Annotated in this window: 24 protein-coding genes; 6 read left to right on the top strand and 18 right to left on the bottom strand. The window is 43.2% G+C overall.

Annotated elements, in window-relative coordinates; all coding sequences use genetic code 11:
• Positions 1-3: 3 nt before the first annotated feature.
• From MHM98_RS09470 to MHM98_RS09440, 7 genes are all read right to left on the bottom strand, one after another.
• Positions 4-1,764, bottom strand: coding sequence for a glycoside hydrolase family 3 protein (locus MHM98_RS09470; protein WP_239439029.1), 1,761 nt, complete (start codon positions 1,762-1,764; stop codon positions 4-6).
• 3 nt (positions 1,765-1,767) lie between these two features.
• Positions 1,768-2,043, bottom strand: coding sequence for a DUF1315 family protein (locus MHM98_RS09465; RefSeq protein ID WP_239439028.1), 276 nt, complete (start codon positions 2,041-2,043; stop codon positions 1,768-1,770).
• On the bottom strand, positions 2,043-2,384 hold the full coding sequence (locus tag MHM98_RS09460) for a hypothetical protein (protein WP_239439027.1): 342 nt from the start codon (positions 2,382-2,384) through the stop codon (positions 2,043-2,045). The genes MHM98_RS09465 and MHM98_RS09460 overlap by 1 nt, the downstream gene beginning before the upstream one ends.
• Positions 2,385-2,495: 111 nt before the next feature.
• A complete protein-coding gene (locus tag MHM98_RS09455) occupies positions 2,496-4,154 on the bottom strand; it encodes an AGCS family amino acid carrier protein (RefSeq protein ID WP_239439026.1) in 1,659 nt (552 codons plus the stop codon).
• A 184-nt stretch (positions 4,155-4,338) separates the two neighbouring features.
• Entirely contained in the window at positions 4,339-4,971 is a 633-nt protein-coding gene (locus tag MHM98_RS09450) for a TetR/AcrR family transcriptional regulator (protein WP_239439025.1), read from the bottom strand.
• Positions 4,972-5,201: 230 nt separating this feature from the next.
• Positions 5,202-7,247, bottom strand: a complete 2,046-nt coding sequence (locus tag MHM98_RS09445) for a S9 family peptidase (RefSeq protein ID WP_239439024.1) — start codon at positions 7,245-7,247, stop codon at positions 5,202-5,204.
• Positions 7,248-7,398: 151 nt separating this feature from the next.
• On the bottom strand, positions 7,399-8,910 hold the full coding sequence (locus MHM98_RS09440; RefSeq protein WP_239439023.1) for a fumarate hydratase: 1,512 nt from the start codon (positions 8,908-8,910) through the stop codon (positions 7,399-7,401).
• Between the two features lie 196 nt (positions 8,911-9,106).
• Here MHM98_RS09440 and pabB point away from each other — a divergent pair, with 196 nt between their 5' ends.
• A complete protein-coding gene (gene pabB / locus MHM98_RS09435; RefSeq protein WP_239439022.1) occupies positions 9,107-10,483 on the top strand; it encodes an aminodeoxychorismate synthase component I in 1,377 nt (458 codons plus the stop codon).
• Positions 10,484-10,533: 50 nt separating this feature from the next.
• On the top strand, positions 10,534-11,103 hold the full coding sequence (locus MHM98_RS09430) for a CoA pyrophosphatase (RefSeq protein WP_239439021.1): 570 nt from the start codon (positions 10,534-10,536) through the stop codon (positions 11,101-11,103).
• A gap of 31 nt (positions 11,104-11,134) precedes the next feature.
• Here MHM98_RS09430 and MHM98_RS09425 read toward each other — a convergent pair whose 3' ends face one another.
• A complete protein-coding gene (locus MHM98_RS09425; RefSeq protein ID WP_239439020.1) occupies positions 11,135-11,479 on the bottom strand; it encodes a hypothetical protein in 345 nt (114 codons plus the stop codon).
• A 188-nt stretch (positions 11,480-11,667) separates the two neighbouring features.
• Here MHM98_RS09425 and asnS point away from each other — a divergent pair, with 188 nt between their 5' ends.
• The gene (gene asnS, locus MHM98_RS09420) at positions 11,668-13,068 is read left to right on the top strand and encodes an asparagine--tRNA ligase (protein ID WP_239439019.1); all 1,401 of its coding nucleotides are present in this window, start codon (positions 11,668-11,670) and stop codon (positions 13,066-13,068) included.
• Between the two features lie 75 nt (positions 13,069-13,143).
• Here the strand turns inward: asnS and MHM98_RS09415 are convergent, their stop codons facing one another.
• The 5 genes from MHM98_RS09415 to yejK form a co-directional block, all read right to left on the bottom strand.
• Complete coding sequence (locus MHM98_RS09415) at positions 13,144-13,707, bottom strand: NAD(P)H nitroreductase (RefSeq protein WP_239439018.1); 564 nt, start codon at positions 13,705-13,707, stop codon at positions 13,144-13,146.
• A 44-nt stretch (positions 13,708-13,751) separates the two neighbouring features.
• Entirely contained in the window at positions 13,752-14,108 is a 357-nt protein-coding gene (locus MHM98_RS09410) for an HIT domain-containing protein (RefSeq protein ID WP_239439017.1), read from the bottom strand.
• Between the two features lie 52 nt (positions 14,109-14,160).
• Positions 14,161-14,988, bottom strand: coding sequence for a M23 family metallopeptidase (locus MHM98_RS09405; RefSeq protein ID WP_239439016.1), 828 nt, complete (start codon positions 14,986-14,988; stop codon positions 14,161-14,163).
• Positions 14,989-15,042: 54 nt separating this feature from the next.
• Positions 15,043-15,933, bottom strand: coding sequence for a 6-carboxytetrahydropterin synthase (locus tag MHM98_RS09400; RefSeq protein WP_239439015.1), 891 nt, complete (start codon positions 15,931-15,933; stop codon positions 15,043-15,045).
• Between the two features lie 135 nt (positions 15,934-16,068).
• Positions 16,069-17,094 carry a nucleoid-associated protein YejK gene (gene yejK, locus MHM98_RS09395; RefSeq protein ID WP_239439014.1) on the bottom strand — a complete coding sequence of 342 codons (1,026 nt, stop codon included), beginning with the start codon at positions 17,092-17,094 and terminating at the stop codon, positions 16,069-16,071.
• Between the two features lie 159 nt (positions 17,095-17,253).
• Between yejK and MHM98_RS09390 the strand changes: the two genes are divergently transcribed.
• From MHM98_RS09390 to glpE, 3 genes are all read left to right on the top strand, one after another.
• On the top strand, positions 17,254-17,478 hold the full coding sequence (locus MHM98_RS09390; protein WP_239439013.1) for a DUF1414 domain-containing protein: 225 nt from the start codon (positions 17,254-17,256) through the stop codon (positions 17,476-17,478).
• 143 nt (positions 17,479-17,621) lie between these two features.
• Positions 17,622-19,355, top strand: a complete 1,734-nt coding sequence (locus MHM98_RS09385) for a DUF3413 domain-containing protein (RefSeq protein ID WP_239439012.1) — start codon at positions 17,622-17,624, stop codon at positions 19,353-19,355.
• 42 nt (positions 19,356-19,397) lie between these two features.
• Entirely contained in the window at positions 19,398-19,709 is a 312-nt protein-coding gene (glpE, locus tag MHM98_RS09380; RefSeq protein ID WP_275441501.1) for a thiosulfate sulfurtransferase GlpE, read from the top strand.
• A 59-nt stretch (positions 19,710-19,768) separates the two neighbouring features.
• On the opposite strand, the gene MHM98_RS09375 is transcribed toward glpE, so the two are convergent.
• From MHM98_RS09375 to MHM98_RS09355, 5 genes are all read right to left on the bottom strand, one after another.
• Positions 19,769-21,280, bottom strand: coding sequence for a HAMP domain-containing sensor histidine kinase (locus tag MHM98_RS09375; protein ID WP_239439011.1), 1,512 nt, complete (start codon positions 21,278-21,280; stop codon positions 19,769-19,771).
• 12 nt (positions 21,281-21,292) lie between these two features.
• A complete protein-coding gene (locus tag MHM98_RS09370) occupies positions 21,293-21,991 on the bottom strand; it encodes a response regulator transcription factor (protein WP_239439010.1) in 699 nt (232 codons plus the stop codon).
• A gap of 13 nt (positions 21,992-22,004) precedes the next feature.
• Positions 22,005-22,745, bottom strand: a complete 741-nt coding sequence (locus MHM98_RS09365; protein WP_239439009.1) for a spondin domain-containing protein — start codon at positions 22,743-22,745, stop codon at positions 22,005-22,007.
• Positions 22,746-22,755: 10 nt separating this feature from the next.
• Positions 22,756-23,469, bottom strand: coding sequence for a spondin domain-containing protein (locus MHM98_RS09360; RefSeq protein ID WP_239439008.1), 714 nt, complete (start codon positions 23,467-23,469; stop codon positions 22,756-22,758).
• A gap of 94 nt (positions 23,470-23,563) precedes the next feature.
• A complete protein-coding gene (locus MHM98_RS09355; protein ID WP_239439007.1) occupies positions 23,564-24,286 on the bottom strand; it encodes a hypothetical protein in 723 nt (240 codons plus the stop codon).
• Between the last annotated feature and the right edge of the window lie 3 nt (positions 24,287-24,289).

Below are 24,289 nucleotides of genomic sequence, written 5' to 3'. Positions count from 1 at the left end.
CTTTTAAATATCTATGGGTAAAGTGCCAGTCGGTGCTTTACCCTGACACAACACCTTAGCAATTGCTTCAAATGCTGCACCATACCAATCACCTTTCTCATCTTGATGACAATTGGCGTCAAAACTCGCTATCGCATAACTTGCCGCGCCGATGAATGCTTCACAATTATAGGGCGCTTTTAACGAAACAAAAACACTGCCCTGCGTTTGTTCTTTCGCCAGTTGTAGAAGTCTTAACGCGTTACGATTATTAAGATTGTCGCCTGCTCGCTCGCTACCTAGGTCATCCATTCCACCAAATGTAACAAGACTTTTTTTGTCTTCAATACCAACAATAGTCAGCGATTGCTGATTTAAATTAACGTCACCAATATCTTGTAAACTCAGACAAGTAATTACCTGTTTACTATCCTGATTTATTGTGTGAATCGCCCTGCGAAGCGCCAGTGCTTGGCCCAAGTCAGGCATCACAATGTTAAGGGAAACATCCTTAGTGTTGGGGATTGGAAAATCGGACAGTGACACTAGTGAATCGAATGCGAGTTTCCTTTCCAATTTGCGCTGTTGCAGTAAATCAGGTTGGCATTGCTGTGGCTCTAGCTTGCCTTTTACTTTTTTGATTCGGTTAAACGATGCCATGATTGTTTCTTTAAGCATCTCATCTTCCATCACCTCATCAATCAATTCATTGACCAAGGTGTAAAATGCTTTAACACCGAGAGGCGTATGGAGTTTAAACGGCATCAACGCAATATCAACGCCTGCTTTAAAGGTTTCCAATACAGCCTGTTGTGGCGATAGAAAAGCACTAATGCTCGCCATATCCAGTGCATCAGTAATCACAATGCCTTCAAAGCCGAGTTGCTCTCGTAGCAGTTTTTGAATAATTTCGAATGACAGTGTTGCCGGCCGAATCATTTCCTTGCCATCGGCATTAATCAACGTTGAACTATCTAGCGCTGGATACTGGATATGTGCCGTCATGATCATTGAGCAGGCGCCAGAATCGATAGCATTTTTAAAAGGAAGTAAATCAACGTTATTTACGGTATCAATATCATGCGCTACAAGAGGCAACCCGGTATGGCTATCGGTGTGTGTGTCACCGTGACCAGGAAAATGTTTGTAAGTTGCAATCACATCATTCGCAAACATGCCGCGTGCCATTGCAATACCGAGTTCACTGACCTGATTCGCTGAATCGCCAAACGCACGAACATTAATGACCGGATTTTGATGATTGACATTTACATCAACGGTTGGTGCATGATTGACATTTATACCAAGCGCACTGAGCTGCGCACCGATCGCCTTACCAACTTGTGTTGCATAAGACTCGGCTTGCTGATTGGTTGCGCCAATTGCCATGTTGCCGCTAAACGCCGGCCATGTCGTTTGCGGTAACCGTGTTACACGCCCGCCTTCTTGGTCAATAGAAATGAAGCTTGGTAGTTTGGCTGAACTTACTAGGCTAGCCTTTTGAATTTGGCCAGTGAGCTTAGTAATTTGCTGTGCATTGTGGCAATTTTCACTAAAAAGAATTACACCACCTAGGTTTAAATCAGTGAGCGCTTGGCTGATCGCTTGTGGTAATTCAGTAACGTCTTGTCTACACTCTGGTGCATTGTCGGCAGATTGGTAACCAACAAGCTTATTGCTTAAATCTACTTGTGAATTTTCACTGTAATAGCGAATATCCACCATCAACTTTTGGCCAATCGCAATCGCAAGCTGTTCTCTAGCCGTCGCTGATGGTGGATTCATTGATTATTGTTCTAGTTTTTGACGGACAATTTCATTGTCGTTAAATTGATTGCGTAATTGTGATTTGCTTTGATGATTAATTACGCCGCCTTTACCAACGGTCATGTGATCAGTTTGCTCTAAATGCGTACCTTGATACAACATCATTGCTTGCATTGCCTGCTCGCGCTGCTCAGCTTCAAGAGCAACTCCATTTGGCCACTTACCCGTTTCAACCGCTTGTTTTATTACTTCGTAAACCCGTGGCGACATTGCATTAATCAGATGGTCGATATTCATTAGCGTTCACTCTTAAATTTTTTGTTGATGTAGGTAACTCTTACGCGGTTTATCAAGTGCCACGTTAAGCCTAGAATCAATCCACCAATTCCTATTGCACTTTGCATTTGTTCATCGCCGATAGGATCGTCTAGATAATAGAAAATGAAACCACCTATACTAATGATCAGCGCAAACATCGTTTGCATTTGAATGGACTGAACTACCTTGATACGCTCTACGCGTTTTGCGCTTTCTTGTTGCTCTCGCGTTTGCGCTGTCATCGACATATCACAATGGGGACACTCTTTGACTTTGTCCGAAGTTTGCTCACTACAAGCGGGACATTTAATAATGGCCATGCTTAACCTATTGCTTTTGTTATATGCCGTTGATCCTACCTGAGCACTTTTTTAAAGTAAATAAAAAAGCCCTCATAGTGAGGGCCTTAGAACTAGAACGTTAATCAATCACTAATCGTTAGGGTTAAAGTTCTTCCAGTAATCTTTAACGGTAGCTTTCATTTCTTTCGCTAGCATCAAAATACCGAATAAGTTTGGAATGGTCATTAATACGATTGCAACTGCTGCGAGTGTCCATACCAGTGTTGTATCGGCAAAAGATGCCCAGAAGAAGCCGCCAACATAGAATACGCGGTAAGTATTAACCCATTTACTGCCCCAAAGATACGTCACGGCGCGATCACCATAGTACGACCATGCAATAGCTGTCGAGAATGCAAACAATAATAAACCAATTGATACGATGTACTGACCGTATTCGCCAAAGTACCCTTGTTTAAATGCAATCGTTGTTAGTTTGGCTGAGTGCACTAGGGATTTACCTGTAACTTCGACGGCACTATTGGTTAGCTCACCATCGACGATTTCAAGTGAGCCGTTATATGGCTGACCGTCGATGCTATAAGAAACATCTTCAGCGATAGAGCGAGAAGCCAACAGGGTGTAACCAGTATTCGTTGGTTGGCCATCGATAACTTGGAATGAACCATTAAAGTTGGTTAACGTTGTTTCTTCTTCATTAATCAAGTTGTAAAGCTCTTTGCGGTCACTATCAACCTTGTCGCTCACCGTACCTGTTAAGTAAGTCATGTCAGAACGTTGGAATTCGTTCTCAAACTTTTGATTCCACACGCCAGATGACAAAATTACCATACCAGTTAGCGTACAGATAATAATGGTATCGATGAATGGTTCAAGAATTGACACCATACCTTCAGCGACTGGCTGATCTGTTTTTGCAGAAGCGTGAGCAATAGGTGCACTACCCTGACCCGCTTCATTCGAGAATAAACCACGATTTACACCGCGGTTAAATGCGTAAGCAAAACTAGCACCTAAGAATCCACCAACAGCTGCTGATCCAGTAAATGCATACTCAAATACTGATAAGAACGAAGGGACTAGATTATCAATGTTATAAAAGATAACCGCCAACGCACCAATGATGTATACCACTGACATAAATGGCACTATGGTCGACGTTACTTTAGCAATACGTGAGATACCACCTAAAATAACTAGTGCAAGAATGATTGAAAGCACGCCACCAGCAAGCATACGATCAATACCAAATGAATCCTCTAAGCCAACAGTAATATTGTTGACCTGTGGCATGTTACCCGTACCAAACGACGAAATAATGGTTGCGATAGCAAAGATAACCGCCAACCACTTCATGTTTAACCCTTTGTCCATGTAGTACATTGGACCACCAGCCATGGTACCGTCTTCTACTTGATCGCGATATTTGTGAGAAAGTGTTACCTCAACAAATTTCGTTGTCATACCGAAAAACGCTGTCGCCCACATCCAAAACAGTGCTGCAGGACCACCTAAGAACAGCGCAAACGCCACACCACCAATGTTACCGGTACCAACGGTACCTGATAGTGCTGTCGCAAGCGCTTGGAAATGGGTTGTATCACCTTTGTCTTCTTTCTTGGCGTATTTGCCCGTTACGACATTCCACGCATGCTTGAAATAGCGCACCTGAGGAAAACCTAGGTAAATGGTGAAAAAGAGGCCGGTACCTAACAAGAGGAACGGAAAGTATTGGGCACTTCCAAGATAACTATCGAGAAGTGTTAAAAAATTATGTATGGCTTCCACACTAACTTCCTTTATTTATAATTATATTTTTTGTAACGCCGACGATCATAACTGAAAGATAATTAACAATTAAGCCGACAGTATTGGTTTTTATTGTAAATCGTTGTTACGCAAAGTTGACGCATTGCGTGATGGTATAGCACAAACAAAAAACCCACCTTGCGGTGGGTTTCTTACTAACAATTTATTTTGCAGGGCTGCTAACACCCGCTGCAATAAATGGGATAACGCGGTGGATCAAACCTTCGATATCAACATCGGCGTTAAAGTCCGCTTTCGCGATATCGATAAGCGCCTTGCTTGACCCCATTGTAAATACCACAGAACCAAGCGTGAAGTGAAGACGCCAGAAGATCTCTTCACTCGATAAGTGTGGATTTGCTTCACGTACAACATGGTTAAACAAACTTACCACCTTGCCGTAGTTGGTCATGATATACCAACGTAAGTGCCCTTGGCTTTCAAGATAACCACGGCCTAACAAGCTTAAAAACACTGTTGTACCTTGATGTCTATATGAGTCTAGTGATAACAATGGCTCGATTAAACAATTAAACACTTGGATTTGATCGATGCGCTCTTGCTTGTCGATTAGCGATTGTAAGGTCGATTCTAAAGCAGGCGCAAAGACGTCTAGGTAGCGAGCTAGCACTGCTTGGATCAATTCTTTTTTAGAGCCAAAGTGATAATTCACCGACGCAAGGTTTACTTCAGCTTGGCTGGTAATTAATCGCAGTGACGTGTCAGCAAAACCGCGCTCTGCAAATAGTTGCTCGGCAGCGTTAAGAATTTTTGTTTTTGTGTCTATTTTCTGCACACTACTTTTCCCGTGATTAAACAAACGTTTAAAATACAACGCTTGTACAAATTGTGTCAAGGGGGCAAGTATACGCTATAAAATTTCGAAAAAGAACCTTGTTTTATAGCCGTTTATTGCCCTTTTTACCTGTAGTTACGTTATTTTCTGCATAAAAAAACACCGTTTAATTACAGAAATCAAACGGTGCTTTACTAAATAACACTAGCTGATGAATTTACTACTATAGATTAGCGAGTATATTTGTTCATCCAATTAAGTACTGCATCATACCATTGCACTTTATTGTCGTTATTTAAGATCCAGTGATTTTCTTTCGGAAACACAATCAGCTGCGAATCGATGTTTTTACTTTGTAAAACTGTAAAGGCAGCGAGCCCTTGGCCATAAGGTACACGGAAGTCTTTTTCGCCATGGATAACCAACATTGGCGTTTTCCAATTTTCAACATAGTTTACTGGGTTAAACTTCTCATAGTTCTTTGAAACCGCTTCGTAACTACCACCAAAATCAGTGCTTGGGAACCACAGCTCTTCAGTGACGTTGTAGAACATGCGCATATCAAATAGACCAGCGTGATTCACCAGACACTTGAATTGATCACTCCAATTACCAGCAATCCAGTTCACCATGTAACCGCCATACGACGCACCTAACGCACAGGCATTGTTGCCATCGAGCCACGGTTGTTGCTTGGTCACGGCCGCCATGCCCTTTTGCAGATCTTCAAGTGGTTTACCGCCCCAATCTTGATTAATTGAGTCGGTAAATTCTTGACCATAGCCCGTAGAACCATGGAAGTCGATCATCACAACACCATAGCCTGCACCAGCCCATAGTTGTGGATTCCAACGCGTTGACCACGAGTTTCCAAATGAGCCTTGAGGACCGCCGTGGATCAAGAATGCCATTGGGTATTTTTGCCCAGCCTTAAAGCCAGCTGGCTTCACCCAATAACCGTATACCGTCTCGTCGTTCCAACCTTTAAATGAGAACTGTGAGAATTGTCCAAAATCGACGTCTTTTAATTTCTCTTTGTTGATATCAGTTAGCTGCTCGATGTGACCACCATCAAAACTAACCTTGTATAACTGTCCAGGGTTATTTAGTGCTTTTTTGCTAATCACAATATCTTTGTCGGCAACACCTACAATCCCTGCACTACCATCGCTATGGATTTGCTTGATATCGCCAAACTGAATATTGATCATAAAGAGAGATACCTGACCGAGATCTTGCGCAGTCACAATCAAATTTCGACTATCAGGTGCGAAAGCCATTTGTCTCACCGAACGATCCCACAATGGTGCAACTTCTTTTACCGTACCAGTAACCAAATCCTTTAGCATAATGGCAAAACGATCTGACTCAGCACCCGGTTTAGACATCGCGGCGTATGCCATGTAACGGCCGTCTGGCGAAAATGTCGGATGCGCATCCCATGCTTTATTTTTTTCAGTGAGATTAACGCGATCTTTACCGTCTAACTTGACCTGCCATAAATCAAAGTTGGTGTGCATCGCTTGGTCTTTACTCGGCGCTTTTGCTGAGTAAACAATTGCCTGATTATCTGGCGTAAAACTGACTTCTTCCATCCCTGAGAAAGGTTTCGCTGGAATATCTGTCGCTAAACCTTGTGTGACATCGGTAACTTGGGTTATCACCTTTCCGTTAAGTCCACCAACAAATAAGTGTTTATAACTGCCATCGTTCCACGTATCCCAGTGACGCACCATCAATTGGTTATACACTTTGCCAGCGTTCGGCTTGTTAGCGATTTGTGCGAATTTGTCCTTACTACATTTTAAATCACTACATTCGTTAAATACCGCCATCGTCAGCACGATGTGTTTACCGTCACCCGATAGTTTAAATCCATCAACGTTTAATGGCAGATCAGTTACCTGCATTGCTTCACCACCAGTGAGTGGCAATTGCCATACCTGTGAAGAGCCACTGCGGCTAGACAGAAAGTAGACAGACTTATTATCAGGACTAAACACGACACTGTGCTCTGTCGTCGCATTATTGGTCAGTTGTTTATCATTGGTTTTACTATTGAGGGATTTTAGGTAGAGGTTTGAAACACTCTTACCATTGTTAACTTGTTTAAAGCCATAAACTAGTGCACTACCGTCCGGTGATACGGCACTTGAGTGAATCGAATCTAAGTTAGTGAGTGTTCGAACGTCGAACCCTTTGGCAATTGCGCTTGGTGCGGCAACTAAGCCGGCGGCAATCATTAGTGTATTTAGCGTTGAAAATCGACGTTTCATGTCAATAAGCCTTTAAAATATGAGAATAATTATTTTTGTATAGGGTATACCAGTTTGCGCATTGCGATGCAATGAAATCGTCTAAATGACGAAGCTCCTTTACAAAAAAGGCACTCTATTGAGTGCCTTTTAACCGATAATCACTAATTATCTATGCGGGATCTTGCAATTTAACTTTCCAAGTAGCTGGTCCCGTATCATGGGCGTTATCACCAGTTGAATCTACCGCAACAGTAACAGGCATGTCCTCTACTTCAAATTCGTAGATAGCTTCCATACCAAGTTCTGGGAAGGCAACTACTTTTGCTTTCTTGATGGCTTTAGATACAAGGTATGCAGCGCCACCAACAGCCATTAAATAAACTGACTTGTTATCTTTGATAACTTCAACGGTCGCTGGGCCACGCTCTGCTTTACCTATAGTACCAAGCAGGCCAGTCTCTTCTAACATCATCTTAGTGAACTTATCCATTCGGGTTGACGTTGTTGGGCCAGCAGGACCAACAACCTCATCACCAACAGCATCAACAGGGCCAACGTAATAGATAAACTTACCGTTGAAATCAACACCTGCAGGTAAACCTTCACCAGAAGCTAATAGATCTTGAATCTTCTTATGGGCAGCATCACGACCCGTTAAGATCTTACCGCTTAACAAGACGGTTTCACCCGTTTTCCACTCAGCAATATCTTCTTTAGCTAAGTTATCAACGTTTACACGGCGCACATTTTCTCCGACTTCCCAGGTGATTTCTGGCCAGTCTTCAAGTTTTGGCGGCTGAAGATCAGCAGGACCACTGCCGTTAAGATGGAAATGTACATGGCGCGTCGCCGCACAGTTTGGAATCATCACTACAGGTTTAGACGCGGCGTGCGTTGGAGCAGATTTGATTTTAATATCTAATACAGTATGCACACCGCCAAGGCCTTGTGCGCCGATACCTAATTTGTTTACACCGTTGAAGATGTCTAAACGCAATTGCTCTTCACCAGACTGTGGGCCTTTTTCGATAACCTCGTGAATATCGATGCTTTCCATTAGCGCTTCTTTTGCCATAACAGCCGCTTTTTCAGCGGTGCCGCCAATGCCTATGCCTAGCATACCTGGTGGACACCAACCTGCACCCATGGTTGGTACTGTTTTTAGAACCCAATCTTCAATCGAATCACTTGGGTTTAACATCACCATTTTTGATTTGTTTTCACTACCGCCGCCTTTGGCTGCAATCATAACTTCAACTTCATCACCTGCAACCATATCGATATGAACAACGGCTGGCGTATTATCACGCGTATTCTTACGGCTGCCAGCAGGATCGGCAACAATAGAAGCGCGAAGTGGATTGTCAGGGTTGTTGTAAGCGCGACGGACACCTTCATCAACCATTTCTTGCACTGTAAGATCAGAATCCCAACGCACGTTCATGCCGATTTTCACGAAACAGGTAACAATACCAGTGTCTTGACACAGTGGACGGTGTCCTTCAGCTGACATGCGAGAGTTAATTAAGATTTGCGCCATGGCGTCCTTAGCAGCACTGCTTTGTTCAGTGTTGTAAGCTTTTTCCATCGCATCAATAAAGTCTTTCGGGTGGTAGTAAGAAATATATTGCAGCGCGTCTTCGATACTCTCGATAAAGTCTGCTTTTTTGATAACTGACATTAAAATCCCCTGTGGATTGGACTATTGCTTGTGATTATTAGATAAGATTTAGCACAACTTAAGCATATTGGTATTAATGATCAACACATATGGCTGCGTAATGGCGCTAAAACTTTTTATTATTTAAGTATATAATACCCCGCATTTACTTCAGTAGCCAAGTGCTACCAACGTCCAACAGCAGTAATAGGTTAAAATGTCCGCAGCGATTTTCCAAAGCCAATTAACAATTCCTCTTTCTCCTCGCGAACTATTTGCTCATTTTGCACAGATTCCTTGGTCGATGTTTCTCGATTCTGGCAACTCTCCTCACGTTGATGCGACAACTGACGTTATTGTGTTCGAGCCAGCAATGACATTACTCAGTGACGAATCGTCAACAACTATCGTCAATCGAGAGACAGGGAAAACCGATGTCCACAACGGCAATCCTTTTGATTTGCTAGAAAAGTCGCTTGCATCCATGACGTTTGCTACGGCCTCATCTCAACTCCCCTTTACTGGCGGAGCTGTCGGATTATTTAGTTATGATTTAGGACGTTATTGTGAACAGCTTTCTTCGATTGCAAAATCAGATATTGACGCGCCTTTAATGGCGGTGGGCATTTATCGCCATGCCATTGTCTTCAACAAGGCTACTCAGCATTACACCCTTGTATCGCAAAGTGATGAACACGGCCATCAGCAAACGTTGTCAGATATTTATGACCGACTTGAGTCTAAACCACAGCTAGCGTCATTTAAGGCGATGAGTGGATGGCAAAAACAAATTGACTTTGCGCAATATCAACAAAAATTTCAGCAAGTTCAGAATCATTTACGTGCTGGTGATTGTTATCAAATCAACCTTACGCAGCGCCTCTCGATGGGCTATCAAGGCGATGAATATAGAGCCTATCAATTGCTGACAGATGCTAATGAGACGCCCTTTAGTGCGTTTGTAAGACTAGACGATTGTGCAATTTTAAGTGTTTCACCTGAGCGATTTTTACAAACCAAAGACCAGCAAATCGAGACTAAGCCAATTAAGGGCACCATGCCGCGGTATCGAGATCCGGTAAAAGATCAAGCGTCGGCACAAAGGTTACGTAATAGCGAAAAAGATCAAAGCGAAAACCTAATGATTGTCGATCTCCTTCGAAACGACATTGGCCGAACTGCTGTCGCTGGTAGCGTTGCAGTACCTAAGCTATTTGATATTGAGAGTTTTGAAAATGTACATCATCTGGTGAGTACAGTTACAGCTCAGTTACCTAAAGATGTCTCCCCTATTCAACTATTGCGTGATGCCTTTCCTGGTGGCTCAATTACAGGTGCACCAAAAATTAGTGCCATGAATATTATCGATTCCCTTGAGCCATCACGACGTAGTGTCTATTGTGGCTCCATCGGCTATATCAGCGCTAATGGCAATATGGACACCTCTATTACCATTAGAACCTTGCTTGCGACCAAAGATCTAATGTATTGCTGGGCTGGCGGTGGTATTGTTGCTGACTCAATCTGTGAATCAGAATATCAAGAGTGCTTTGATAAATTGGCGTCTATCATGCCTGTGCTGCAAGAAAGTTGACGACTGAATCGCCAATAACACTAACTTAGGCAAATGGAAGGACCAGCGACATGAATCGGCAGCAATTGATTACCCGGTTTAACCTCAGAGCGTTATCCCATACACAATTGAGTGTTAAACACCTGCGCCTTAAACAAAGTGCCGTGCTTCTGCCTCTTATCGAGCGTAATGGTGAAATGGTACTGTTGCTGACCAAACGCAGCCCTCATTTAAGACATCATCCCGGACAGATCAGCTTTCCGGGTGGCAAATTCGACCAAGAAGACGGCGATTTAAGATACACAGCAAAACGAGAAACGTTTGAAGAACTTGGTATTGGCGCTAGGGATATTGAATTATTTGGCGAGCTCCCCCACCACGACACCATCACAGGCTTTAGAATCAAACCTTACATCGGCTTTGTGAAAAGTGATGTTGACTTTACCGTCAACGACGGCGAGGTGAGTGAATTAATTGAAGTACCAGTAAAAGAGTTTCTGAGTAATCCGCGCCACTTCATCTTGCCCATTGTACGCCCTCAAATCAAAGTCGATGTCTATTTTAAACCCTGCCAAGGCCACGCAATTTGGGGAGCAACAGCGGCCATTATTGAGCAGTTTAGATTACTGCTTGAAGACTAAATGAAGACTAAATCTTCCAGCAATATTAGATCTAAGGGTCAATTGCACCTAGGAGCATCACAGCTACAGCTGACACAATGAACAACAGAACAATCGCCATTGAAAAGCGTTTGTGATACGTAATATTGAGATACCAGTTGAGTAGCAAACTTATAAAACTAGTGACTGCACAAAACCACAATAAATATTTGAGTCGTTCAAACACGTCCTCCAGCCAATTCTCTCGCACCTCAATCCCAAAGTAGTTGGTCACCACCGTCGCCATTTCAGGTCGCGCATTATCGAAAATTATCAACGCATAGATAATTAAACACCAACCGACAATAGTCATGGCGTAACTCAATAAATGTATTTTATCTAACAGCTTTTTTGTCATAACAGCCCCACTGATAACTATAATTTTAAACCATCGCCGTAGTGAGTGCCCAAAAATTAAACCGTTAACAAAATAATTTATCAAATATGCCGTAATAAATGCCCTTTAGCCCTTGTGTATTCGATAAAGCCAAGTAGTATTGCCAGACTACATTATTAATTTAAAAAATATCTTTGGAGTATAGTTTAATGAGTTTGGCCACTGTAGCCGATATTCTTGCTGGCAAAGTCAGTATCGGCGAAATTACCACAGTTAAAGGATGGGTTCGTACTCGTCGAGATTCTAAAGCTGGGATCTCATTTTTGGCGATTTACGATGGTTCAGGTTTTGATCCAGTACAGGCGGTTATCGAAAATACTCTAGAAAATTACAATAACGACGTGTTATCGCTTACTGCTGGCTGTTCAGTTGCAGTAACAGGTAACGTGGTTGAGTCGCAAGGTAAAGGTCAAGCCTTTGAACTGCAAGCAACCGCTGTAGAAGTTATTGGTTTAGTTGATGAGCCAGAAACTTACCCAATGGCGGCTAAGCGTCATTCTATTGAATACTTACGTGAAGTTGCTCACCTACGTCCTCGCACTAACATCATTGGTGCTGTTGCTCGTGTTCGTAACTGTTTATCACAAGCAATTCACCGTTTTTACCACGAGCAAGGCTACATTTGGGTTAGCACGCCACTTATCACAGCAAGTGACTGTGAAGGCGCTGGCGAAATGTTCCGCGTTAGTACCTTAGATAACGAGAACCTGCCGTTAGACGACAAAGGCATGGTTGATTACGACAAAGACTTCTTCGGCAAAGAGACTTTCTTAACGGTATCTGGTCAGTTAAACGCTGAAGCTTATGCGTGTGCCATGGGTAAAGTGTACACCTTTGGTCCAACGTTCCGCGCAGAAAACTCAAATACGACACGTCACCTAGCTGAGTTCTGGATGGTTGAACCGGAAATCGCCTTCGCTGAATTAAGCGATGCCGCTGATCTTGCTGAAGCCATGCTGAAATACGTCTTCAAAGCCGTACTTGAAGAGCGTCCAGATGATATGGCCTTCTTCCAACAACGCGTTGATAAAGATTGTATCAGCCGTATGGAGCAAATGATTGATTCAGATTTCGTACGCATGGATTACACCGACGCCATCGAAATCTTAAAAGCATCTGGTAAGAAATTCGAATTCCCAGTTGAATGGGGCGTAGATTTATCATCTGAGCACGAACGTTACCTTGCAGAAGAGCACGTTGGCGCGCCAGTTATTCTGCAAAACTACCCGAAAGACATCAAAGCCTTCTACATGCGTATGAACGATGATGGCAAAACGGTTGCAGCAATGGATGTATTAGCCCCAGGCATCGGTGAAATCATCGGTGGTGCACAACGTGAAGAGCGTCTAGATATGCTTGATAAGCGTATGGCGGAAATGGATATCGATGCGAGCCACATGGGTTGGTACCGCGATCTACGTCGTTATGGCACAGTGCCACACGCTGGTTTTGGTCTTGGCTTCGAGCGTTTAGTTTCATACGTAACTGGCGTACAAAACATTCGCGACGTTATCCCATTCCCACGTGCACCACGTAGCGCTAACTTCTAATTAGGAAATTTGCGAAATTAACATTAAAAAAGGAGCTATTAAGCTCCTTTTTTATTGCGGCTCGATTGTCATTGCTTACGACCAGTAACTAACGTTTTTTTCTATTACTGGCGGCTTGCGGCATAGGCCATTACCCTCCTCTGTACCTAAATATAAAAAGCCGACTAATTCGTCTTGCTCCGCCAAGTCAAATGCCTGACGCACGATTGGGCTATTTACAATATCACCAGTACGCCAAATACCATTATAGCCATAGGCCATTGCCATCTGTTGCAGTGATAACGTGGCACAACCAGCAGTCTGGATCTGTTCGATGCGTGGAACCTTTGGGTGCTCTTTATAACGGGCAATTACCGCGATAATCAGTGGAGCGCGATATGGCATTTTTTCAGCCTTTGCCAATTTAGCTTCATCGGCTCCAGCGTTTGTCATCGCTTCAACGAATAATTCACTTAAACGATCGAGTCCCCCGCCTTGGATCACTACAAAATGCGCTGGTTTCAAACCACCATGATCTGGCGCCCGCATTGCCACCGTAAGCATATGCTCAATTTCTTGAGCCGAGGGTGCGGGTGATGTTAGTTTTCCGCAGGAATAGCGACCTTCGAGAAAATCAATCGCGGCCTGATTTCGTATCATTAGTTCTACCTTCTGTTCTAACTCGTTTCTTTTTAGTTTCGTCGTTACTTGTTAACGGACGGAATATGACCAAGACGTGCGCCACCAATGAGGTGCATATGAAGGTGATAGACTTCTTGACCACCGAAATCGCGACAGTTAACTACGAGGCGATAGCCATCTTCACTAATGCCTTCTTGGCGCGCGAGTTTAGCGGCAACAGTAAACAAGCGACCTAGTGTCAATTCATCTTCTTCTGTCACGTCATCGACGGTTGGGATAACTTTATTAGGAACAATTAGAATATGCGTAGGAGCTTTTGGCGTGATATCGCGAAACGCGGTGACTAATTCGTCTTGATAAACCATATCAGACGGAATTTCTTTGCGGATAATTTTGCTAAATAGAGTATCTTCGCTCATGGTAAGCCCTTAAATTCATTAGAAACTAAAGGCTATGAGTTTAACTGATGTATTAGCGTTTTGGCACTAAAAGTTGTGGATCAACACGTTGATTATTCCAGTTCATACGCCAATCGAGATGAGGACCAGTAGAACGGCCCGTGTTACCAATCTCAGCGATAAGGTCACCTTGCTTCACTTTATCTCCCGCTTTGACATGCCCTTTACTCAAATGAAGAAAGGTCGAGCTAACTCCCATACCGTGATCAATAATTAAGGTACCGCCGGAATAGAACATATCAGGTACGTAAAGGCGAACGATACCATCAGCTGGCGCAACAACAGGTGTTCCAATGGGTGACGCCATATCTACGCCGTAATGCGGCCGCCCCATTTTTCCATTGTAATAACGAACTGAGCCATAAACACCGCTAATGCGGCCAGGCGCTGGCCAAATGAAGTTTTGTGCAAAATGTTGACCGTCCGACCAAATGGCACGTGCCGCTCTAACCTGTTTAGCATCTTTTTGCGCGCGGGCGACATTCTTTGGATTAGGGTTAGTGATTTTTTTGCTGATGCCGTTCACACGGCTTTCACGATACTTTCGCTTATTCAGTAGAAGGTCACGATTTAAAGTTTGTTCACCAAAGGTGAAACTAAGCTGATTTTCCAATTTAGCATCACGACCAAAACCTATAACGAAAGTGCCATTGTCGGCAACGGCCACCTTCTTGTCGTTTAAAGTAATCACGGTGTTAGGGCGTGTCTTGCCAACGAGCAATGCGCCTTGGGTAAACTCGCCTTTAAGGGACGTAAATTGAGTAAGTTGTCTCTCTTCTGCTGCAACACTTGCGCTAGTCGCTAGCGATAGCGCAAGCAATAATGAGTTCATCTTGTTCATGTCATTTTCATCCCTTTTATTTCAGTTCGCTTTAATCGCGTCTTTAATCAGACACTAAGCGTCGTATTTAGCGCGCACCATGGCCCCTTTATCTACGCCTTCATAACCAATAACGCTAATTTCATCGCCTTTGTGATCACTGGCTAAACTGTGTGCTATGTAGTGTGTTAATTGCTCAACCGTGGTGTCAAAATCAACAACTTCACAGACATCGATTGGAATAATAAGTTCAAAGCGTCCTTGTGGAGCATCATAAGCAACACTATGCATATGAGGAACATGACGCAGTGGCTCTAGCGCTTCTGGAATGGTGATGTCGTCACTCGATACCAAATCTTCCTCGGTAATTAAATAAATATCTTGCCAACGCAATGCCCAAGCATGCTCTAACGCTTCATCTTTTTCACCATTGCGCTCAATCTCAATAATACTGCGATGACCATGCGCAATACGCTGACAATTACCATCGTGTTTCTTTAAACCGTGACTGTAATGATAATAAGCGCCAAAAATTGGCTCTGGCGCTAGTTTTAAAACTAATCCAGTAACATTCTCTGGCAGTACTTTCATGATAGCGGCTTCAAGATGTTCGATAATGCCATTTTCTTCGACACTGTCTTTATCAATTAAACAAAACGCCTCGTGTGGGCAATTTAAGTAAATCGGTAATTGTTCTGGACGGTCGAGTAAAATTTGGGTGGATTCTTCAAGCACATTAAACGAGATGCATTTGTTTTGCGCTGGTACCAATAATTTGTGATCCACTTCATTATCAATGACGGCCTTAATTTGTTTTTTTACCAAACCAAAGTCCAGCACCATGCACTCGTCGTTTAAACTGCCGTCTAACTCGATGTCAACGATTAGACTCTCGCCGACCATACCGCGTTCACTACACAGGTATGAATAGTCAATAACGGTCAGATTGTTTACAAATAATTTCATGAGATTTCCTAACTTGGGCGGAAAGACAGTCCACCATACAATGTTTGGCGATTATACCGATATTTAAGCTCGTTTATCGCCGACAATCAGATGCACTGCGATTATGTGATCGCGACATCAATATAAATTCTCTTGCTATTCAGTGTCGCTGGATAGACGACGAGTTAATTGGTCACGCAAATTAGGCGGGATACCAACGATGGTCACCGTATCGTTATGCAAATCCACAATCACACGCTCGCCTAAATGCTTTTGTTCAAAACCAACAGTCACACCACCGCCGGTGCCAGAAAACTTTTTGAGCTGACGCAGCGTTGTGCGATCACCTGGGATTTCATCTTCTAGCTCGTAGCCTTGTTGCTCAACAAACTGATAGAGACTCGATTCACCATCCTGACTTACTGATTTCGATAATGATTTTATCCCGATCTCTTCACCGCTATCGATTTTATCTTTACAGTAATCGAATACTTTTTCGCGATATTGCTCTTTTTCACTACGATCAAATTCATTGGCGGCACAATAGTCTTCTACCGCGTTCATTAAGCTCTTATTTTGCTCCTTAACGTTAATGCCTTCTTTACAGCCCATAAAATCAAGAAAGAAGTCAGACACTTTGCGACCAGCCCGGCCACGAATAAAAGAAATATAACGATTGGAATCTGGTTGTGCTTGCCACATGGTTAAATCGATACGCGCAGCTAGTTGGAGGTTATTAAGCTCAAGATGCTGGTTTGAACTTACTTCAAGCGTTTCATCGACGGCAATTGAGTCTTTAGGCGAAATGAGCGCCACAAACAAATAGTTACTAGCGACATGGGTATAATTGGCCAGCATCAAATAGCCTTGCTCAGCAAAGTTGTATTTCATCAATTCGGTTTGCAGCAATTTAATCGCTTGTTGCGAGAAAGAGACAAAATCGTTGTCGTCATCTAAATAGTCGGTTAACGCGCGAGAAAATTGCGGGGCACCGTCGGTGTCGTCGGCAAAAAAACCGTATCCCTTCCCTTGCTTGCTATTATAGATGCGATGAAGTTCGCTCACTAAAGTTTCTACGTCATGGCTTAATGACAATACCTGATCACGCGCTTCAAAGGTCACGTCACCTTCGCTGGTGGTATTGAGTTGATGTAAAATTATGTGGCGAATCGAAACACTCATTTGTTATTAGTCCCAAGCAAAAATTTGCTGTATTATAGCCATGTTTTATGCCAATTATCCCGAAGTAATTCTCGTTTAGTGTGAGATTGTGCAAAATAGCGACATCGGAAATAAATAATTGGTTTTCTGTCTATCGACATTACCAGCAAAGAGAACAACATGGCTGTAAATTCAAAATACACTAATGAACAGGTTGAAAACCTCATCATGCAATTACTTACTGTGCTAGAAAACAGTCAATCAAAAGCTGATTTGAGCTTAATGGCGTTGGGAAACGCTGCAACTTCTGTGATTAACAATAGTGTAAGCCCAGCACAGCGCAAACAAGTCGCAGCTAGCTTCGCTAAAGCGCTCGAGAATTCAGTAGAAGTCGATCTTCATTAAGAGCGCTGGCGTATATCGATAAGGCACGCCCAGTCATTGCGACTTGCGTGCCTTTTTTACGCATGTGATAATCTGCTGATTGTTATAAAGTATTTGTATATTTAAGTAACCTTTATTGGTCGCTTTCCGAGTTGGAACAAACTATGGTAGACAATTCAAATTCCTATAAAGACCGCGTCTCTCGCCTGATCAGCTGGGGCCATTGGTTTATGTTTGCCAATATTCTGCTCGCGATGCTAATGGCGGTGCGCTATATTTTTGCCGCCGACGGTCAAGCCACGCTACTTTCAGTTATTTACGTGATGGCAACTTGGGTTGGACATTTCGGCCTACTCGGTATCATTTGTTATGTGGTGGTGTTATTTCCACTTACCTTTGTATTTCCCAATTCCCATATTCTCAGAGGCGCAGGGGCAGTACTCGCCACCCTAGCCATAGTCGCATTACTGGTCGACGGCAGTGTTTACCAAAACTACCAGCTCCATTTTAACCTTTTCGCTTTCGATCTCGACGGTTTCAATCTTAACAATACCATTGGGTGGAGCTCGATTAGTCTATTTCTGATTGCCCTATTAGTCGTTGAGCTAACCATAGCCAACTTAATTTGGAAGCGGTTGCAAATCATCCGTCAATGGGATGTCGGTCAAAAGATCACGTCAGTTTTCGGCGTTATGTTCCTATTAAGTCACCTAATGCACATTTGGGCCGATGCAGTTATCTACCGACCAGTTTTAACCTTTGATCAAATGTTTCCGTTTTCTCACGAATCAACAGCGCGCAGTTTTATTAAGCGCCAAGGTTGGTTGGATGAGCAACACGAAACTGCCTTAACCATTAACAAGAGTGCAAAAGCAGTAAATTACCCCTTAGCACCATTAATGTGTCAACCCACTGATAATAACCTGTTGATAGTGACCATTGCTCGTGTAAATCAAGACTTGGTGACAGAAGAAATCATGCCGAACCTTTATCAGCTAACCCAACAAGGGCTATCGGCAAACAATCATATTACTACTGCACTGTATGATGCTGATGCGAGTTTTGGTTTTGAGACTGGCTTACCTGCGATTTACAAGCCGGCTTTTAATCAGCAGAAACTATCAAGCCCGCTCATTGAATTAACCAATAGCAGCCTAAGAAAAACCTTTGGCGCTCATCAAGACAGCCTTGACGATAAAGACGCTCTGGCGGTGGATAGCAAAAATGTTGACGAGTTAATTCAATGGATAAAACAAGCGCGCACAACTCCTTATTTCGGTAACTTAACACTTTATGCCAGCCAGCAATTAAGCATTGGTAACAATCCGTTGCTTAGTTTTGAGACGAGCCAATTACAAAAGGGCTCCGCACCACAGCGCGTGCTGGCCACGCAATACATTAATTCCCTGCACTATACAGATGCATTAATAGGCAAATTACTGACTCATATTGACCTTAGTAAAACAACCCTTGTTGTCACTGGACTGCGCGGCAACGATTTAAACCGTTTATACAATCAGGCATCGTCTGATTATTCGCAAGTAAACGTAAGTGTTCCGTTAGTGATCGTTGGACCACAATTTTCGGCCTTAACGGTCAATAAACCTACTTCGCATTACGACGTATTACCGACATTACTCAATAGTCATTTTCAATGCGGCAACCCTGCCTCAGACGTGAGCGTTGGTTATGATTTAAAAAGCACGCAGCACAGCGATATGTTTTATTTAGGCGATGCCCAAGGCTTTGCCTTATACAAAAATGGCAACAGTACGCAGATCGACCGTCAGGGACAATATCGTTTCTTCGACAAAGATTACATTAGGCAAGACAGCGGTAAGTTATCATTCCAATCTTTAATTGATTTGATGGCAAACATCGAGCGCTTTGAGCCGTAGCGTTAAAACCAGTATTACAACCGTTAAGAGTCAGGATTTATAATGGCGTTTCAACATTTAACCGTTCCACAATTAGAGCAATTGATAAGCGAAGGCACCAAAGTCAATATCGTCGATACGCGCGACCCTCAGACGTTCGCGCTTTCTCACATCCCTAATGCCTTTAATCTCAATCAAGGTAATTTAGAACAGCATCTAAGCGAATTGGATATGGACGAACCATTGGTGGTTTGTTGCTATCACGGGATCAGCAGTCAAGGTGTCGCGCAGTTTTTATTTGAGCGAGGATTTGAAGAATCTTATTCTCTCGATGGCGGTTTTGAAGCCTATGAGAATTATCAGCGTTCTAAATAACCTAAACTAGAAATAGAATTAAGGCCAATGATACTGGCCTTAATTATTTTCTTATTGATTTATTGGATACGATATCTAGGTAAGTAGAAACTAAAGCTTGTCCCCTCCTGCTCCTCGCTTTCAACTTCGATATCACTTTGGTGGAGTGCCAATAACGCTTTAACGATAGCTAAGCCAAGCCCAGCATTTCCCGTCTCACTGTCTACTTTATTACTCGCCCTAAAGTGTGCTTCAAACACTCGTGGTAATTGATCTTTACTGATCCCCACACCACTATCTTGCACGGTAATGTGGACCTTTTCTTGATTGTCAAAGTTGACTAAATCAAAACGGATGACAATACGCCCGCCAGGTGGAGTGTGTCTAATAGCATTTGCGACTAAGTTACCAAATACTCGTTCGAGTTTTGCGATATCTGCATCCACTTGCAAGGACGTGTCCTTCGGGCTAACGTCGAGTTCAACACCTGCTTCCTTAGCACGTAAATCAAATGAATCCATGATGTCCTGAGCTAGCTCGGCAACCGCAATAGGCTCTCGATGCAATTCAACACTACCAGTTTCTAGGTGCGCCAGTTCGAACACTTGTTCAACTAAACCACTCAGCACCAACGCATTGCGATGAGCGACATCGATGTAGTGCGCACTGCTTTCATCCGCTTTCGCTGCAAATTGCTTTTGCCATGTTTCGATGTAGCCTGTGAGCGAAGAAAGTGGCGTACGTAAATCGTGAGAAATATACGACAACAGCTCTTTGCGTTGGATGTCCTTTACTTTAAGCTGTTCTAGTTGCTCGGAGATCTGCTCTGACATTTCATCGATCACGGTTGCAAGCGCAACTTCTTCATTAGAGCTAGTCCAAGATGTCGAGCTCTTTACAAGGTTTAGCCGTTGATTCTTATGCCACAGTTGCTGTTGTTGATACATCAGTACGTTGCAGGTCATTTTTGTTAAAGGTCGTGTGATTAGCCATACCAAAATGGTGCCAACAAACAGTGCAAACAACAACGCAGAGCCACCAAGGATTAAGGATTCACTTAGCAGCTTATTATTAGTTAGATTTGCAATAATCTTGTCTTCTAACTCTGAGCCAATAATGACATAGAGGTAACCTTGTAACTGTCCTTGATAGTTAATTGGTGCAGCAGAGAAGATTTTCTTGCGACTTGGATGACGAGGATCATCACCAAGTAGCGGAAACTGTACTTGTGGACCAATAAACGACTTTACTGGCTTTAAATCGATACTGGTGCGTTTGATTTTTCCTTCTTCTGCAGCATGTGCCAAGAGTTTGCCTTGAGTATCAGTAACGTATATCTCGAACGCCGGCCCTAGCAGCATCATATTGTGAAAGGTATACTTTAAGGCCTTAGGGTCGATTTCACCGTCTTTGAGAATTTGTGCCTCAACTAACATATGGGCCGCAAGTTCTTGATGCAGCGCTTGGGTCGCCTGCTGTTCGTAGCTCTTAGACGAGTTTTCAAGAAACCACAAAAACATTAGCGTGATGCTTAAAAAAACGAGTACGAATAATACGTTTAGTCGAAAGGTAATGCCTTTGAAAATAGTCATCGTTAAGTTCCTTTACGCCAAATATTCAAATTTGTAGCCAACGCCCCAAATGGTGTGAACGACTTTCGGCAGACTTTTACAGGCTTCAAGTTTCGCGCGTAAGCGATTGATATGAGAATTTACGGTATGTTCGTAGCCAAGGTGGTTGTAGCCCCATACAGAATCAAGCAATTGACTGCGACTAAACACCTGCCCAGGATTGCTCGCTAAAAAGTGAATCAAATCAAATTCGGTTGAGGTCAATTCAATGGCTGCGTTTTGAAAAGTAACTTTATGGCGTTGTGGCTCAATACAGAGATCCCCAAACACCAAATCTTGAGAAACACTAGGCGCCGCATTGTTTGCTTGAACCCGTCGAAACATGGCGCGAACTCTTGCTTCGAGTTCGCGAATACTAAAGGGCTTAGTCAAGTAATCATCGGCGCCCATGTTTAGGCCCATAATACGATCCGTCTCTGTATCACGGGCTGTCAGCATAACGATAGGTGTGGAAGGATCCGTCAGTCTAACTTGGCGGCAGATTTCTAAGCCATCTACCTCGGGTAACATAATATCCAACATGATGAGATCATAGTTGCCTGAGAGCGCTGCTTCCAATCCTGCTCGGCCGTTGTTAGCTTTCCTCACAACAAAGCCAGCGTTGATTAAGGTGATTTCGATTAGATTTGCCAAATCGATTTCATCTTCAACTATCAATATTCGCTGGCTCATGATTGTTTCCTTCTTACTTAGTTCGTTTAATGCTTACCCTTGCAACTAGGTTGTCAAAACGATGCGACGCATTTAACACAGAAGTTGGTAAGCCGTCATCTTGACTAACTACACCCGGATGCATAGTGACAAAGTCATTAAGATCGTCACGCGCGGCATTGAACCCTTCACCCATTGCGGCTGGGCCGGGTATCGATGCTTCTGTCTCAGTGTTCGCTTCGGTGCCAGAATCATAAACATTTAAACGAAATGACATACTGTCGCCTACAGCGTAGTTTGCTAGGTTGTGACCATTAAGACCTGTAAAGGCATCATTTGTATTCACTAACATAGACAAAATAGATAAATTAATATCAGTGGCCTGTGTCTCAATCGTTTGGGTGAAGGTTGCGCCAGGACCAACTGGATCGCTACCACTGGCTTTATTAACGATGCCATCGAGCGCCAATACGTCTTTGTTATCGCCCGCTTCAGCCAATACTTCTAATGCTGTACTTGCTTTTTCGCCGACCGCGAAGGTTTTAACGTCATCAGCGTGAGTTAAGATCGTAATTGGTGATAACGGCTGGTTGCTCGTTAAATTTGTTACGGTCACTTCATACTCATAAGTCGGAGCCGGTGTAGGCGTTGGGGTCGGAGTTGGAGTCGGCGCAGGTGTAGACGAACTCGAACTACCGCCACAACCAGCCAACGTCACAGCCGATAGACATGCCAATGCGATAAGTGATTTTTTGCTATTTGCTAACTTGCTCATAACCAACTCCTTATTTCACAGTCACAGTCACTCGTAATACAGGGTTTAACCAACGATGTACTGTATTATCTAAGTCACTTTTACCACCATCAGCCATAGCATCACCCACGTTGCCAGGGTGAATATGGACCATTTTATTGGTATCTTCAGTAGCTAAACCGCTACCGTTTGTGCCCGGCGTACCTACAGGAAATGCTGGAATACCTAATGCGCCAGGAGCGCCAGCACCAGCAACATATAGTTCGTTGTTCGCCTCTGTACCTGCGTCATAAGCATTAACGGTAAAGGTATAAGTTCCAGCTTCAGTTGGGATTTTCCAACTATCCGTGCCCGCGAACGCGTCATTGGTTGGTAATAACATTGCTGTTAATGATAAATGCGTGTCATCCATGGTGTTAAAATCGAATGCTTCAGTCGTTTCACCTGGCATTAATAACTTACCGTGTGGGTTTTTCACCACATGGCCACCTGCGGTTGTAACTTCGTCGGCTAAATCGTCAATAGCACCACCCTCTGCCATTTTTTGCAGCGCCATAGAAGCAGCTTCACCACTCTTAAATAAATGCGTGTCTGCATCATGGCTTGCTACTAGCAATGGCGTGAACGCGATACCGTGAGTAAGGTTGGTAACTTTAATAGAAAGATCTGCAGCTGAGGCAGAAAATGCGGATAACGCCATTACACCGGCGATGGTTGTTGAAACTAAGGTCTTCTTATTATTCATGATATTGCTTCCTTTGATTTAGTGTTGCACTAATCATAGGAAGCAAATATCCCGAAATTATTCGCTAATTATCACAAAATTATAACAATCTAAATTATCCAATAATAACAATAACTTCGTAAACTAAAATTTGTGAAATTAGGGTCAAAAATGTCGCGATACCCAATAATTTGTAACTTTGTTCATTAGAAGAAAATAATGGTAATAGCCACAGCGCTAACCCACCGGCTAAAAATCCAAAGAACCAATAAAGCTCAGGCGTAATTTGACTAAAGATTTCAGCACTTTCATTTGCGCCAAGCAACCAAGCGAGAATAACGAGACTAACTACACTCGCTATTACTCCTATCATGGGTAATAGACGATTAAATGCCTCTAAGCGATGCTTCGCTTTAACTAATAGCAATTGGGCTAAAACACTGCCGGTGATAACAACAGGTAACAGCACAAATAGATTTGATTGATAAATTAAAACGCCAAGGGCATAGCTCCCAACAGGAACCAAGGCACCATAAATTGCCCTATCAGGGATAGCACGCTTGTTGGGCAACTTACCTTGCCAAATACTCAATAAAATACCGTAGATACCGCCAATAACACCAATAGCTATTATCCAAGACGACAAATGAGTTTCCGCGGCCATCATTAACGACACAAAAACTACCGTCCAAATGGTAATCAGCTCACCTTGGATCCTGCTGTGCTGTCCAGGACATAGCTGCCCTTTCTTGAGAATCAAACAAATAATTGCCAACGAGACAAAAGGTGAAATCGCCAAAATTGGCACGACGATGTTATAAAATGAAATATCAACCACAAG

Origin of the sequence: Psychrobium sp. MM17-31 (assembly GCF_022347785.1) — a bacterium.
Lineage (GTDB): Bacteria > Pseudomonadota > Gammaproteobacteria > Enterobacterales > Psychrobiaceae > Psychrobium.
Note: the sequence above shows the minus strand (reverse complement) of the source record. Positions and strands in the feature narration are given on the sequence as shown.

Coding starts and splice junctions, on each gene's coding strand:
- MHM98_RS09470 (WP_239439029.1), bottom strand. CDS start 1,764: ATGAATCCACCATCAGCGACGGCTAGAGAACAGCTTGCGATTGCGATT.
- MHM98_RS09465 (WP_239439028.1), bottom strand. CDS start 2,043: ATGAATATCGACCATCTGATTAATGCAATGTCGCCACGGGTTTACGAA.
- MHM98_RS09460 (WP_239439027.1), bottom strand. CDS start 2,384: ATGGCCATTATTAAATGTCCCGCTTGTAGTGAGCAAACTTCGGACAAA.
- MHM98_RS09445 (WP_239439024.1), bottom strand. CDS start 7,247: ATGAAACGTCGATTTTCAACGCTAAATACACTAATGATTGCCGCCGGC.
- MHM98_RS09440 (WP_239439023.1), bottom strand. CDS start 8,910: ATGTCAGTTATCAAAAAAGCAGACTTTATCGAGAGTATCGAAGACGCG.
- pabB (WP_239439022.1), top strand. CDS start 9,107: ATGTCCGCAGCGATTTTCCAAAGCCAATTAACAATTCCTCTTTCTCCT.
- MHM98_RS09430 (WP_239439021.1), top strand. CDS start 10,534: ATGAATCGGCAGCAATTGATTACCCGGTTTAACCTCAGAGCGTTATCC.
- MHM98_RS09425 (WP_239439020.1), bottom strand. CDS start 11,479: ATGACAAAAAAGCTGTTAGATAAAATACATTTATTGAGTTACGCCATG.
- asnS (WP_239439019.1), top strand. CDS start 11,668: ATGAGTTTGGCCACTGTAGCCGATATTCTTGCTGGCAAAGTCAGTATC.
- MHM98_RS09415 (WP_239439018.1), bottom strand. CDS start 13,707: ATGATACGAAATCAGGCCGCGATTGATTTTCTCGAAGGTCGCTATTCC.
- MHM98_RS09410 (WP_239439017.1), bottom strand. CDS start 14,108: ATGAGCGAAGATACTCTATTTAGCAAAATTATCCGCAAAGAAATTCCG.
- MHM98_RS09405 (WP_239439016.1), bottom strand. CDS start 14,988: ATGAACAAGATGAACTCATTATTGCTTGCGCTATCGCTAGCGACTAGC.
- MHM98_RS09400 (WP_239439015.1), bottom strand. CDS start 15,933: ATGAAATTATTTGTAAACAATCTGACCGTTATTGACTATTCATACCTG.
- yejK (WP_239439014.1), bottom strand. CDS start 17,094: ATGAGTGTTTCGATTCGCCACATAATTTTACATCAACTCAATACCACC.
- MHM98_RS09390 (WP_239439013.1), top strand. CDS start 17,254: ATGGCTGTAAATTCAAAATACACTAATGAACAGGTTGAAAACCTCATC.
- MHM98_RS09385 (WP_239439012.1), top strand. CDS start 17,622: ATGGTAGACAATTCAAATTCCTATAAAGACCGCGTCTCTCGCCTGATC.
- glpE (WP_275441501.1), top strand. CDS start 19,398: ATGGCGTTTCAACATTTAACCGTTCCACAATTAGAGCAATTGATAAGC.
- MHM98_RS09375 (WP_239439011.1), bottom strand. CDS start 21,280: ATGACTATTTTCAAAGGCATTACCTTTCGACTAAACGTATTATTCGTA.
- MHM98_RS09370 (WP_239439010.1), bottom strand. CDS start 21,991: ATGAGCCAGCGAATATTGATAGTTGAAGATGAAATCGATTTGGCAAAT.
- MHM98_RS09365 (WP_239439009.1), bottom strand. CDS start 22,745: ATGAGCAAGTTAGCAAATAGCAAAAAATCACTTATCGCATTGGCATGT.
- MHM98_RS09360 (WP_239439008.1), bottom strand. CDS start 23,469: ATGAATAATAAGAAGACCTTAGTTTCAACAACCATCGCCGGTGTAATG.